Annotated in this window: 12 protein-coding genes; all 12 read left to right on the top strand. The window is 57.2% G+C overall.

Annotated features, from left to right (window positions below):
- Positions 1 to 246 precede the first annotated feature (246 nt).
- A complete protein-coding gene (gene murD, locus AC0CW1_RS06125; RefSeq protein ID WP_488182198.1) occupies positions 247 to 1626 on the top strand; it encodes a UDP-N-acetylmuramoyl-L-alanine--D-glutamate ligase in 1380 nt (459 codons plus the stop codon).
- A 99-nt stretch (positions 1627 to 1725) separates the two neighbouring features.
- The gene (ftsW, locus tag AC0CW1_RS06120) at positions 1726 to 2823 is read left to right on the top strand and encodes a putative lipid II flippase FtsW (protein ID WP_488182197.1); all 1098 of its coding nucleotides are present in this window, start codon (positions 1726 to 1728) and stop codon (positions 2821 to 2823) included.
- 13 nt (positions 2824 to 2836) lie between these two features.
- Positions 2837 to 3982, top strand: coding sequence for an undecaprenyldiphospho-muramoylpentapeptide beta-N-acetylglucosaminyltransferase (murG, locus tag AC0CW1_RS06115; protein ID WP_488182196.1), 1146 nt, complete (start codon positions 2837 to 2839; stop codon positions 3980 to 3982).
- A 143-nt stretch (positions 3983 to 4125) separates the two neighbouring features.
- Entirely contained in the window at positions 4126 to 5520 is a 1395-nt protein-coding gene (gene murC / locus AC0CW1_RS06110) for a UDP-N-acetylmuramate--L-alanine ligase (RefSeq protein ID WP_488184097.1), read from the top strand.
- Between the two features lie 23 nt (positions 5521 to 5543).
- Positions 5544 to 6509 (top strand): UDP-N-acetylmuramate dehydrogenase, encoded by a 966-nt coding sequence (gene murB, locus AC0CW1_RS06105; protein ID WP_488182195.1) that lies wholly within the window; start codon positions 5544 to 5546, stop codon positions 6507 to 6509.
- The gene (gene murA / locus AC0CW1_RS06100; protein WP_488182194.1) at positions 6481 to 7743 is read left to right on the top strand and encodes a UDP-N-acetylglucosamine 1-carboxyvinyltransferase; all 1263 of its coding nucleotides are present in this window, start codon (positions 6481 to 6483) and stop codon (positions 7741 to 7743) included. The genes murB and murA overlap by 29 nt, the downstream gene beginning before the upstream one ends.
- Positions 7744 to 7868: 125 nt before the next feature.
- Entirely contained in the window at positions 7869 to 8672 is an 804-nt protein-coding gene (locus AC0CW1_RS06095; RefSeq protein ID WP_488182193.1) for a cell division protein FtsQ/DivIB, read from the top strand.
- A gap of 206 nt (positions 8673 to 8878) precedes the next feature.
- The gene (ftsZ, locus tag AC0CW1_RS06090) at positions 8879 to 9988 is read left to right on the top strand and encodes a cell division protein FtsZ (protein ID WP_488182192.1); all 1110 of its coding nucleotides are present in this window, start codon (positions 8879 to 8881) and stop codon (positions 9986 to 9988) included.
- 180 nt (positions 9989 to 10168) lie between these two features.
- The gene (locus AC0CW1_RS06085; RefSeq protein WP_488182191.1) at positions 10169 to 10984 is read left to right on the top strand and encodes a sigma-E processing peptidase SpoIIGA; all 816 of its coding nucleotides are present in this window, start codon (positions 10169 to 10171) and stop codon (positions 10982 to 10984) included.
- Between the two features lie 50 nt (positions 10985 to 11034).
- Positions 11035 to 11751 carry an RNA polymerase sporulation sigma factor SigE gene (gene sigE, locus AC0CW1_RS06080; protein ID WP_488184096.1) on the top strand — a complete coding sequence of 239 codons (717 nt, stop codon included), beginning with the start codon at positions 11035 to 11037 and terminating at the stop codon, positions 11749 to 11751.
- Between the two features lie 95 nt (positions 11752 to 11846).
- Positions 11847 to 12620: an RNA polymerase sporulation sigma factor SigG gene (sigG, locus tag AC0CW1_RS06075; protein ID WP_488182190.1), complete on the top strand. Its 774-nt coding sequence runs from the start codon at positions 11847 to 11849 to the stop codon at positions 12618 to 12620.
- Positions 12621 to 12704: 84 nt separating this feature from the next.
- Complete coding sequence (locus AC0CW1_RS06070; protein ID WP_488182189.1) at positions 12705 to 12968, top strand: YlmC/YmxH family sporulation protein; 264 nt, start codon at positions 12705 to 12707, stop codon at positions 12966 to 12968.
- Positions 12969 to 13316 lie beyond the last annotated feature (348 nt).

Below are 13316 nucleotides of genomic sequence, written 5' to 3'. Positions count from 1 at the left end.
GTGAGCGGTTTGAGCGGAGCGGAAGCAAGCGTATCCCTAAGCACAATATCTCATAGGGGGTATAGGCTCTGTGAGCGATTTGAGCGGAGCGGCGAAAAGTGAGCGCAGCCTGCGGAGCGTTAAAGGGCGCCATGACAAAACAGAACAGCCCAAGAGTTTTGGCGCCTTAGCGAAGCAGGCAAGCGAACTGCCGCGAAGCTCTTAGCGAACAGACCTATACCCCCGACAACGAAAGGATTGACACCCTTGACCAACCGCTGGCAAGACGGACACAAGATACTGGTCGTCGGCGCCGGGAAAAGCGGTATCGCCGCTGCCCGCACGCTGGCCCGCCTGGGTGCCTCCGTCACCCTTTGCGATACGAAAAGTCTTGACGAACTGCCATGCCGGAGAGAACTGGAGGAAGCCGGCGTCACCCTCTACGGCGGCGGCTATCCTCCTCTTCAGGCTGGCGGCTTCCGTGAAGTCGTCATGAGTCCCGGCGTCCCCCTGACTGTAGCGCCGGCGCGGGAAGCGCAGGAAAAGGGCATCCCCGTCACAGGGGAACTGGAGATCGCCTACCTCTTATCTCCAGCGCCTTTTATCGCCATCACGGGCACCAACGGCAAGACGACGACAACATCGCTGGTGGGGGCCATCCTCGATGAGGCAGGTTGGAACCCTTTCATCGGCGGGAACATCGGTCACCCGCTTGTAGAAGAGGCGCTCCACCTCACTGGCGACCGCTGGGTTGTCGCCGAAGTTTCCTCCTTCCAATTGGAAACGACGGATCAGTTTCATCCCCGCGCTTCCATGATCCTGAATATCACGCCTGATCACCTGGATCGTCATGGCTCGATGGAAAACTACCGTGCCATCAAAGCGCGCATTTTCCGAAACCAGGGGGGAGATCAAGGGAAGGGCGACATTACTGTCCTCAACCATGACGATCCGCTGGTCCGGACATTGGCTGCCGAATGCAGGGGCCAAGTTCTTTATTTTAGCCGGCGCCAAAAGGTTGAACTAGGCGCTTATGTTGATGCGGGCATGATCCGTTTCAGCGGACCCCAGGGCGACTTCCCTATTGTCACTGTCGACCATTTGCAGATCAAAGGCGCCCACAACGTGGAAAATGCCCTGGCTGCTTGCGCAGTCACGATGGGTCTCGGCATTGAGCCCTCTGTGGTGGCGCGGGCGATGGCCCGTTTCCAGCCGGTGGAACACCGAATGGAACCGGCTGGAACTGTGGCCGGCGTGGAGTATGTGAATGACTCGAAAGGCACTAATCCGGATGCTTCCATTAAGGCCATCGAATCCTATGACAAGCCGGTGATCCTTATCGCTGGGGGCAAGAACAAGGGCAGCGATTTTGGCGAACTAGCGGAGATCGTCAAGCAACGGGTAAAGGCGGTCGTCCTCGTCGGTCAGGCGGCGCCGATCCTCGAGACTGCCCTCGCGCAGGCCGGCGTCGAACGGATAAAACGTGTAGACAACTTTGCAGACACCGTGCCAGAAGCTGCGCAGATGGCTGAACCAGGCGATGTGGTCCTCTTAAGTCCGGCTTGTGCCAGCCTGGATATGTTCCCTAACTATGAGGTTCGGGGACAGGTGTTCAAGGACCTTGTTAAACAACTGGCACAAGGTTAGGAGCGCAAAAGGGCGATCCACCCCGCTAACCAAACACAACAGGTGAAAGCGAAGCGGGCTGGCAGACAACTTGGCAGGCCAATGAGGGGAGGAGAAAGCATGCGTCTAAAACCGAGGGCTCCTGATTTCACCATCTTTTTGGCTGTCATACTCCTGCTCACATTCGGCATGGTGATGGTGTTGAGCGCCAGTTCTGTCCGTGCCGCCTACGCCAATAACAATCCCTTTTACTTTTTCCAGCGGCAGGTCCTCTGGGCGCTCGCCGGGATTGCTGTCATGTTCGTGGTGGCCCGCATCGATTACCGGCGGTTGGCTCGCTACAGCAAACCTTTTCTCTATGTGAGCATCTTCTTTCTTGTCGCCCTGTTCATTCCCGGCGTAGGGAAAAACATCATGGGGGCGACCCGTTGGCTGAACCTCGGACCAGCCTCCTTTCAGCCTTCCGAACTGGTCAAGCTGGCGATAGTGATCTACATGGCCCATAACCTGTCTCAGGACCTGCATAAGTTGGAAGACTTAAAAAAGGGCTTGGCCCCCTACCTGCTCCTGATGGGGATCATTGCGGGGTTGATCATTTTACAGCCTGATTTGGGCACTGTTATTGCGATTTGCGGCACCATGTATGTCATGCTCTACGCCGGCGGCGCCAAGATGCAGCATATGGTCGGCTTGGGGGTCATCGGCGTCATCGGCGTGTTGGCCGCCGCAATCTTGGAACCCTACCGGATGCGCCGGATCACGGGGTTTATCGACCCCTGGGCTGATCCGCTCAACACAGGCTTTCACACCCTCCAATCCCTCTTCGCCCTCGGATCGGGCGGCCTTTTCGGCGCTGGCATGGGCCAGAGCAAGCAAAAGTATTTCTACCTGCCGGAACAACATACGGACTTCATTTTCGCCATCCTGGGCGAAGAACTGGGGTGGATCGGCGCCGTCTGCGTCATCCTGCTCTTCTTTCTCCTCATCTGGCGAGGGATCCGCGTCGCCGTCTCCTGTCCCGACGCTTTCGGCAGCCTGTTGGCGCTTGGCCTGACCGTGCAGGTGGGGCTGCAAGCCATCATCAATATGGGTGTCGTCAGCGGGCTTCTGCCGGTAACGGGGATCACACTTCCCTTCATCTCCTACGGGGGCTCGTCTCTCGTCTTTACCTTGACCAGCATCGGTCTTCTGCTTAGCGTATCACGCTTTAGTCGATAGCGGCGGTGACAAAATGAAACATCAGGTTATACACCGAAAAAAGAGAGTCTTTGTCGTCACCGGAGGCGGGACAGGGGGGCATATCTACCCTGCCTTGGCCATCGCGCGGGGCCTGATCGAACAGTTTCCCGGCTCGACCGTCCATTATGTGGGAGGAAAACGGGGGTTGGAGAATGCCATCGTCCCCCGTGAGGGCCTTCCCCTGACGACGGTTCACTGCCGCGGCTTGGAACGCAAACTGACTTGGGAAAATCTTGCCGCCCTGGGCGATACAGCGAGAGGGATCGTCGAGTCCTTACGGTTTCTCCGGCGTGTCCGAGCCGACGCTGTTATCGGGACAGGCGGCTTTGTGGCATTTCCCGTCGTGTTGGCGGCTACCCTGGCCGGAATCCCAGCGCTGATCCACGAACAAAACGCCTATCCCGGTGTGACCAACCGCCTCCTGGCGCCGCGGTCAGCATCGGTGATGCTGACCTTTCCCGAGGCGAAGCGACGGCTAAAGGCGAGACATACCGTCGTCACCGGACTGCCGATCCGTCCGGCTATCTTGACGGCAAAGCGAGAAGAAGGGCGCCGCTATTTCGGGTTGACCGAGGGAGCGCCCCTTCTGCTGGCTGTCGGCGGGAGCCGGGGCGCCAAACGGTTGAATGAGGCCATGGTCTCCCTGGCCCAACGGTGGGCTGGCGATTCTCGGTTGCAGATCATTCACGTCACCGGAGAGGTCAACTACGAAGAGACAGTGGCTCAACTCCAGGCGGCTGGAATAAACTTGGATAAATGTGGTAACATTAAGGTAATGCCATACCTGGATCGCATGGACTATGGCTTGGCTGCCTGTGACCTCTGCGTCGGCCGCGCCGGCGCTGCATTCATCTCGGAGGTGACTGCGCGAGGTCTGCCGTCGATCCTTGTGCCTTATCCCTATGCGGCGGAAAACCACCAGGAGGCCAACGCCCGCAGCCTGGAGACAGTGGGAGCGGCTCGGGTGATCCTGGATCACGAACTCGACGGTCGGCGTCTCAATGACACGATTCAGGAGTTGCTGGAAGAACCAGAGCGGATCGCTTCCATGGCTAAGGCGGCAAAAAACGCCGGCAGGCCCGAAGCGTTGGCGATGATCCTTGACGAAATCTCACGGGTAGTCACGTCCCGGAAGTAACCGGGACTTCTTTTTCCCTTGTGTATGAGACAAGCTCAGGAGCACGAGCAGGCTGGTTGCCATACTATGAAGCAGTCCCAGCCTGGCGGAAACACGGCAGTGATCAAGGTACAGTATTATCCCGGAAAGGAGCTGACAGATTGGTGTTGGCAGAGGGAACATGGTTGCATTTCATCGGTATCGGCGGAACGGGCATGAGCGGTCTGGCCAGGGTGATGCTTCAACAAGGGTTCAAAGTGAGCGGCTCCGATCTGGCCGATACAGCCGTCACCCAGCGGCTCATCAGCCAGGGCGCCGTTGTTTTTCAGGGCCATCAGGAGGAACACCTGCAACGAGGAGTCGAAGTGGTCGTCGTTTCAACGGCAGTCAAAGCAGATAACCCGGAACTGCGTCTGGCGAGGGAGCGAAATCTCACGATCTGGCACAGGGCCGATCTGCTGGCGTGGTTGATGGAACAGAAAAAGGGGATCGCCGTCGCTGGCGCCCATGGTAAAACGACAACGAGCGCCATGATTGGACTGATGTTGGAACAGTGTGGTCTTGACCCGGCCATCATCGTCGGCGGAGAGATCCGGGAGATCGAGGGCAACGCCAAATGGGGGCAAGGCGATTTCATGGCCGCCGAGGCGGACGAAAGCGACAGTTCCTTCCTTAAACTCTCCCCTTGGATGGCGGTGCTCACCAACATCGAGGCGGACCACCTGGATCACTACGAATCTTTTGACGCCATCTTGGAAGCTTTTTACCAGTTTACAGAGCGAGTGTCCAAAGACGGCACCCTGCTGCTCTGCGCCGACGATCCCCATCTGAAAGAAATGGCGCAAAGAGTGACCAGCCCGAAGGTGGTCACGTATGGTATCACAGGCAACGCCGATTATCGTGCGATCGATCTGATCTGCGCACCCGAGGGATCGCAGGCGGAAATCTTCCGCGGTGAACAGCGGTTGGGCCGGCTTTTGCTTTCCGTTCCCGGGGAACACAACATCAGCAACGCCCTGGCGGCGGTGGCCTGCGCCGATCTGATCGGGGTTCCTTTTGAAGAAGCCGCTGCCGCATTGTCCCAATTCCGGGGTGTGGGACGGCGGTTTCAACGGGTAGGGGAAGCGCGAGGCGTGTGTATTGTCGACGATTATGCCCACCATCCGACAGAGGTGAAGGCTACCCTGGCGGCGGCTCGGCAGACACAGCCTGACCGGCTTGTGGCCGTTTTCCAGCCCCACCGCTATACGCGCACCCGCGACCTCTACCAACAGTTCGGCGAGGCTTTTGACGCGGCTGATGTCGTCCTCTTCGACGAGATCTATCCGGCTGGCGAAGCGCCCATCCCGGGCGTCTCGGCCGGAATGATTATGGATGTCTATGAAAACCGCAGTGGCCGCAAGGCTCTTTACGCGGCAAACGGGGAGGAACTCCTGCGCCGCTTGCTGGAAGTCGTTAAGCCGGGCGATCTCGTCCTGACCATGGGAGCTGGTAACATCTGGATGGCGGGACGCCGACTCCTGGACGCCCTGGCAACGGGAGAGACGGAGCAGGGGTAGAGAAGGGTTTTTAGGAGGGGACGATGGGGAGCGCACTGAGCAATTTGCCTGACATCGATCAGATCACCAGAGACTTTCGCGGTCACTGGAAGCTGAAGGAACCCATGTCCCGCCATACGACCTGGAAGATCGGCGGACCGGCCGACCTTTTTGCCATTCCCGCCGATGAAGCTGATCTGGCCGGGTTGGTCCGCTGTTGCCGTGATTTCAAAATTCCTTGGATGGTCGTGGGGGTGGGCTCGAATCTGCTCGTCACCGACAGCGGGATCCGGGGAGTTGTTATTCACCTGGGTCATGCCTTTTCCGACAGGCGCATCGATGATGACCGGTTGACGGCAGGCGCCGGTTGCGGGCTGCCCGGTTTGGCCCGCTTTGCCGCCCAGGCGGGTTTGCAGGGCTTGGAGTTTGCCTGCGGCATCCCGGCGTCCCTTGGCGGTGCCATCGTCATGAACGCCGGCGCCTATAACGGATCGATGCAGGATGTGGTGCGCTGGGTCGATGTGATGGGCGAGGACGGCTCGATTCGCCGGTATCAACGGGATGAAATGGACTTCGCCTACCGCCATTCGCGACTGCAAGGGCAGAAATCCATCGTGCTCCGCGCGGGTATGGAACTCCAACAGGGAGTCCGGGAAGCGATAGAGCGATGGATGGAGGAAAAAATGGCCCGGCGGAGGGAGAGTCAGCCGCTCGATTTGCCCAATGCCGGCAGCGTTTTTCTCAATCCGCCCGGCCGTTTTTCAGCAGGTCGTCTGATTGAAGAGGCTGGCATGAAAGGCTTTGCCATCGGCGGGGCTCAGGTATCAAAGCGGCACGCCAATTTCATTGTCAATCGAGGGGGAGCGACGGCAGCCGATGTGTTAGCCCTGATCGATGCCGTTCGCGAAAAAGTATTCGCAACCTGCGGCATTGAACTGAAATCAGAAGTTCGTGTCATTGGAGATGCAGGGGGGCAGGTTGATGGCTGGGGAGCCGAGGATTCGCATTAAAGGAGGTAAGCCGCTTTTCGGAGAGGTGGCGGTCAGCGGGGCAAAAAACGCTGTGCTGCCCATCCTAGCGGCTTCATTGATGTCAACGGGACAATGCCGGATCAAGGACGTGCCCCGGTTGACAGACGTACAGATGATGATTGAGGTGCTGAGTGCGCTCGGCGCTCAGGTGGCATGGGAAGGGGACTGTCTGATTGTCGACGCCTCGGCGGTCGCTATCCGCGAGGTGTCTGCCGACCTGATGCGGCGCATGCGGGCCTCCAACCTGGTCTTGGGCCCGTTGTTGAGCCGGTTTCAAAGGGTGCGCCTTTTCCATCCCGGCGGCTGTTCCATCGGCAGCCGCCCCATGGATCTGCACCTGAAAGGGATGCAGAAGATGGGCGCCTGCTACCAGGAACGGCACGGCTATTTTGAGGTGGAAACGAAAGGGTTGCAGGGGACGGAGATTCACCTTGACTTCCCCAGCGTCGGCGCTACAGAGAACCTGATGATGGCCGCTGCGCTGGCGGAAGGGACGACGATCATCCGCAACGCCGCCAAAGAACCGGAGATCGTGGACCTGCAGAACTTCCTCAACGCTATGGGCGCCAAGGTTCGCGGCGCCGGTTTGGATATCATCCGCATCGATGGGGTGGAGCGTCTTGGCGGATGCGCCCACCAACTCATCCCTGACCGCATCGAGGCGGGAACCTTCATGGTGGCCGCTGCCATCACCGGCGGCGATGTGACACTGAACAACGTCATCCCCGAGCATCTGGAGCCGGTGACGGCGAAGCTGAGGGAAACAGGCACCCAGGTGATCGAGGAGGATGAGCGGATTCGTGTCATCGCGCCCCGCCGCTGCCAGGCGGTGGACATCAAGACGCTGCCCTATCCCGGTTTTCCCACCGACATGCAGGCTCAGATGATGGCTTTAATGGCGGTCAGCGAGGGAACATCGGTGATCTCGGAAACCATTTTCGAAAACCGCTTCAAGCATGTGGACGAATTACGGCGCATGGGGGCGAACATCCGTCTCGAGGGACGCGTGGGCATCGTCAAGGGCGTGCCCGGTCTGAGCGGCGCTGTCGTGGAGTGCACCGATCTGCGAGCAGGGGCTGCCTTGATCCTAGCCGGCCTTGCTGCCGAAAACGGAACGACTGTGGAGCAGATTTTTCACGTCGACCGTGGGTATGATCGGTTGGTGGAGAAACTCTCCTGCCTGGGCGCAAGGATCACGCGGGAAATGGGCTGATGGAGGCCCCGGTTTTCGCCGGGGCTTTCGTTTTTTTATGATATAGGCCTTTGGACCTTGGACAGATGAAACGATTTTTGTTATAATATTCTTATGGTAGTTTTTCCCACGAAGGGGGCTGACGAATGCACCGGCAACAGGCCAGCGTCCTTGGATTCTTCTTTACTTCTCTCTTATTGCTGGCCGCCTATTACTTCCTGCACTCCCCCTATTTCGGTGTGTCTCAGGTGACAGTGACAGGCATCCGCCTGATCAAGGAAGAAGAGATCTTGCGGCTTTCGGGAATTCAGCCGGGAGAAAATCTCTTGCGCCTTGACCGGGATCTCATCCGGGAGCAGTTGCTTTTCCACCCACAGGTAGAGGAAGTGACCGTCCAACGGGACCTGCCTTCTACGGTTCGGATCGAGATCAAGGAGCGAAAACCTGTCGCTGTGATCGGGCAGGCGGGAAGCTTCGCCTTGCTCGATCGGCAGGGGATCCTGTTGCGCAAGATCGACAGCCTCTACGGAGTTCCTCTGCCTGTGATCACCGGCGTCCAGGCGCCTTTGAATGTAGGTCCGGGACAAGTGGTCAATGCCGAGGGCCTTCCAGCAGGCTTAAAATTATGCCAAGAGATGGCGCCTACCCTGTTGGCGCGCATCGGCGAGATCCATGTGGTCAACAGCAGCCGTCTTGTCTTATATACGACAGACAGCATCGAGGTTCGTTTCGGTTCGCCGGAGGAGATTGCTGCCAAGAGCCAGGTCCTGTTGGACATTCTGGACCAGTGGCTGAAGAATGGCAGTGTCCCTAAGCTCAACTACATTGACATCACATCAGCCAAGTCGCCTGTTGTCAAACCGAAAGAGGAGACGAAAAACCCTTCGGCAGCCGCCCATCCAGCAACCCGGTTGGCCGGAAAGACAGGGAACACTGGCAAGACGCACTGATCTGTCGGACGATGAAAAAATGTTACGAACTTATTGAAACGAATAAAAAAAGCATGGCAAAAAAGAGGGAATTCAGGGTTTTTAGCGAAGATCTAGCGTCGATATGATAAGATAACATTATGTTTCGCTTTACATAATGATTGATTCGCTTTTTTGTTACCGTACCCAAATATTTCATTTCAGCCTGTTTGAAGGAGGAACTCCCTGTGTTCGAACTGGATGTGGACTTGAACCCGCTTGCGGTGATTCGGGTCGTCGGTGTAGGCGGAGGCGGTAACAACGCCGTAAATCGCATGATTTCCCATGGGGTACGGGGCGTACAGTTTGTGTCTGTCAATACGGATGCTCAAGCCCTGCATCTTTCCCGGGCCGAAACGAAGATGCAGATCGGTTTGAAATTAACGAAGGGGCTTGGCGCCGGCGCAAACCCCGATATCGGCAAAAAGGCGGCTGAGGAAAGCCGGGAGGAACTGCTCAACGCATTGAAGGGCGCCGACATGGTCTTCGTCACCGCCGGCATGGGCGGCGGCACAGGAACTGGCGCAGCGCCGGTAGTGGCCGAGGTGGCCCGTGAACTGGGCGCCCTCACCGTCGGTGTTGTCACCCGTCCCTTTACCTTTGAAGGCCGTAAACGGGCGATGCAGGCGGAACGGGGCATTTCCGAACTCCGCGCCGCTGTAGACACCCTCATCGTCATCCCCAACGATCGTTTGTTGCAGGTCGTGGACAAGCATACACCGATGAATGAGGCCTTCCGTCTGGCAGATGACATCCTTCGTCAGGGCGTCCAGGGGATCTCAGACCTGATTGCCGTTCCCGGTCTGATCAATCTGGATTTTGCTGACGTGAAGACGATCATGTCGGACACCGGCTCCGCTTTGATGGGTGTAGGCTATGCCTCAGGGGAACACCGCGCCATCGACGCCGTCAAGAAGGCCATATCGAGTCCTCTCCTGGAGACCTCCATTGAGGGCGCTAAGGGCGTCCTGATGAACATCACCGGCGGCATCAACCTTGGCATGCTCGAAGTCAACGAAGCAGCGGAGATCGTCACCGAAGTGGCTGATCCGGAGGCCAATATCATCTTCGGCGCTGTCATTGATGAATCGATGGAAGATGAGGTGCGGGTCACCGTCATCGCTACTGGCTTTGACCACCGTCATGCTCAACCGGCGCCGAAGGAGTCCCGAGCGATTGGGCCAGTGAAGGAGAAATACTCCCAACCTGTGGTGAACCAGCCGACCATGGAAGTGAAGCCGGTCCCCCTCGGCGATGATGTTGATATCCCCGTCTTCTTGCGCAAATACCGCGGATAAATAACCGTCAGGCAAATAACAAGAAGGAATAGGGAAGGAAGAACCAAGGAAAACCCCGCAGTGGACGCTGCGGGGTTTATTTTTTGTCATCGGCCTCACTTAACGCAAGAAGTGACATTTTTGTAAAAAGAATTCGTTATAATTGATTTGTGGTTTTCCGAAACGGTGGTGGAAGTGGCAATGGGTGAACGGATGATCATCTACTGGGACGTTCTCTGGCTAATCAATTTTTTCATGGACGCCATTCTCCTGTCCATCAGCGGGACCGTCCTGCGATTGCCGATTCGACCCTTCCGGTTGGCCGGCGCCGCCGCCTTTGGCGCTGCCCTTTCCCTCGGTTTTTTATGGTTTTCCGCCGGGCCTTTCGTGGCCTGGATTGCGAAAAGTGTACTGGGCTTTTTGATGGTCCGGATGGCTTTTCCGCTCAGGGAATGGTGGCAGACGTTTCAGGCCTGGTTGATCTTTTATTTAGGCGCCTGGCTGGCAGGCGGCATCATCTATTCAATCGCGCCACCCGGTGAACCGACTGGAGCCATCTGGTTCTGGACGCTGCTTTTGCTGGCCGGGGGACTGACAGCACTGGCGCTCTCCCTTTGGCGACAAGCCCGGCAACAGGGCGCCTGGCAGGTGGAACTGATCGTATCACTGCCAGGAGGGCTTGCCCGGATACCGGCCCTCGTCGATAGCGGCAACCGGCTCGTCGACCCCCTCTCCCGATCGCCCGTGATCGTCGTTGAGGAGGAGAGTGTGGCTGGCCTTTTACCTGATGGATGGCGGGAGGGAACTGACTCTGGCCTTTCCCTGCGTTATATCCCCTTTGTGTCGGTCGGCAAAGCCGACGGGATGTTGCTGGGCATCCGTCCACTTGCTGTGGAGGCACGAAGGAAAGATGGCAGAAGCATCGCTTGTTCGGGGGCGATCATCGGTTTGACCTGCCAGCGCTTGGATCCGGCAGGTCGGTACCAGGCGCTCCTTCCGGCGGCTTGGGATTGGTAAACAAGGGAGGGAATAGGATTGTGAGAGAATCTGCGGCCACTAATTTTTCTGTGAAGTCGGTACGGCTTTTTTTTGAGGCAGAACTGAAAAAACTGCTGGAGCGGCTCAATCTGGTCCAGGAGGTGCATTACATCGGATCGAGCGAGACCTTGCCGCCGCCGCTGTCCAATGACGAGGAGTATCGCCTCCTGGAGCAACTGGAACAGGGCGATTTTACGGTCAAGTCGATCCTTATTGAGCGGAACCTGCGCCTGGTGGTGTACATCGCCCGCAAGTTTGAAAACACCGGTGTGGGGATTGAGGATCTCGTCTCGATCGGCACCATCGGTCTGATCAAGGCGGTCAACACCTTCGATCCCTTGAAAAAGATTAAGCTGGCCACCTATGCCTCTCGCTGCATAGAAAATGAAATCCTCATGTACCTGCGCCGCAACAACAAGACCCGCTCTGAGGTTTCTTTTGATGAGCCGTTGAACATCGACTGGGACGGCAATGAGCTGCTCCTGTCCGATGTGCTCGGAACGGAAAACGACATTATCTACAAGTCAATTGAGGAAGAGGTGGACCGCAAGCTGTTGCAGGCGGCCATGAGCAAACTGACGTCGCGGGAGCGGCGCATCGTGGAACTGCGCTTCGGTCTGCGGGACAGCAGGGAGAAGACACAAAAGGAGGTCGCCGACCTGCTGGGCATCTCTCAGTCTTACATATCGCGTCTGGAAAAGCGGATCATCAAGCGCTTGCGTAAAGAGATGAATCGGATGGAGTAGTGAGAGAAAAGAGTTTCCGAACAGGGCGGACGGTATAACCGGATAGGGCAGGGCAATACTAGAGAAGAAATATGCCGCCGTCGGGAGGGTTGCCCATGATGGTCAACAAGGTGGAAATCTGCGGCGTAAACACCTCCAAGTTGCCAGTGCTCACCAACGCCGAGATGCGAACCTTGTTTCAGGCCATGCAATCCGGTGAGACGTCTGCCCGGGAAAAACTGATCAGTGGCAATTTACGTCTCGTGCTAAGTGTCATCCAGCGTTTCACCAACCGTGGGGAATACGTGGATGACCTTTTTCAAGTGGGCTGTATCGGTTTGATGAAGGCGATTGACAACTTCGATCTGGGCCAAAACGTCAAATTCTCCACTTATGCTGTACCGATGATCATCGGTGAAATCCGCCGTTACCTCCGTGACAACAACCCCATCCGGGTCAGCCGCTCTTTGCGGGACATCGCTTACAAGGCTTTGCAGGTACGGGACCAACTGGTCAACAATCTCTCCCGGGAGCCGACAGTCACAGAGATCGCCGACGCCCTCGGGTTTCCGCGAGAAGAGGTCGTCTTTGCCCTTGATGCGATTCAGGAGCCCATCTCCCTTTTTGAACCAATCTACCATGATGGCGGAGACCCGATCTTTGTTATGGATCAGATCGGCGATGAGAAGAATCAAGACGCCCAGTGGCTTGAGGGGATCGCCATCCGCGAGGCTTTGCGGCGACTCAATGACAGAGAAAAGCTGATCCTCACCTTGCGCTTTTTCGAGGGCAAGACCCAGATGGAGGTGGCCGACGAAATCGGCATCTCCCAAGCCCAGGTGTCGCGCTTGGAAAAAGCGGCCCTGACGCACATGCGCAAGCACGTTTGAAATATTCCTGGCGATAGGTGGAAAAAAGTCACAGAAGGGCCGCCTCCCTCATACTATGTATCACGAAAAGGGAGGTGGCAGACTGTGATCAAAATCTCGGACCTGCGCCTGCGGGATATCGTCAATATTCATGACGGGCGCCGGCTGGGAGTGATCAAGGATATCGACATCGATCCCGAAATGGGGACGGTCAAGGCGATCGTGCTCCCGTCCCAGGGGCGCTTCATGAGCTTCTTCGGGCGCGGCGACGACATGGTTGTTCCCTGGGACAGGATCAAGAAGATCGGTGTCGATGTGATCCTTGTCGATGTCAGCCAGTTTGGGGATGGGCATTCGGAGTATGTCTAGCGGCTAGCTCATTCGACAGTGTTACAGTCTCATCATAGGCGGGAGGCCGGAGCCGGAGGAGGTTCCGGCTTTTCGCTTTTTCTACGCTCCTTTGCACCTGATTGAACTCATGTTTTGCGCGCATATTGTGGTAAATGGGGGTGTATTGGCGCCGGTCGCTAAGGGCTGCGCGGACTGTTCACTCGGTCGCTGCGCAGGCGCGGATCATTATATAAAACCTCAAGATCCTCTATGGCGAAGGGCATTCGGAGCCCTTTTGCGTTTTTTATCGATTTAACTCCTTTGCCTTTTGCCGACTTTGGCGCTACAATAGGGCTCGCTGTCGAAGCAGGGGGAATTAGGAAACAA

The organism is Heliomicrobium sulfidophilum, assembly GCF_057715735.1.
Note: the sequence above shows the minus strand (reverse complement) of the source record. Positions and strands in the feature narration are given on the sequence as shown.

What these genes read in the sequence shown, in the direction of transcription:
- ftsW (WP_488182197.1), top strand. Translation starts at nt 1,726, where the DNA reads ATGCGTCTAAAACCGAGGGCTCCTGATTTCACCATCTTTTTGGCTGTC.
- murG (WP_488182196.1), top strand. Translation starts at nt 2,837, where the DNA reads ATGAAACATCAGGTTATACACCGAAAAAAGAGAGTCTTTGTCGTCACC.
- murB (WP_488182195.1), top strand. Translation starts at nt 5,544, where the DNA reads ATGGGGAGCGCACTGAGCAATTTGCCTGACATCGATCAGATCACCAGA.
- murA (WP_488182194.1), top strand. Translation starts at nt 6,481, where the DNA reads ATGGCTGGGGAGCCGAGGATTCGCATTAAAGGAGGTAAGCCGCTTTTC.
- AC0CW1_RS06095 (WP_488182193.1), top strand. Translation starts at nt 7,869, where the DNA reads ATGCACCGGCAACAGGCCAGCGTCCTTGGATTCTTCTTTACTTCTCTC.
- AC0CW1_RS06085 (WP_488182191.1), top strand. Translation starts at nt 10,169, where the DNA reads ATGGGTGAACGGATGATCATCTACTGGGACGTTCTCTGGCTAATCAAT.
- sigG (WP_488182190.1), top strand. Translation starts at nt 11,847, where the DNA reads ATGATGGTCAACAAGGTGGAAATCTGCGGCGTAAACACCTCCAAGTTG.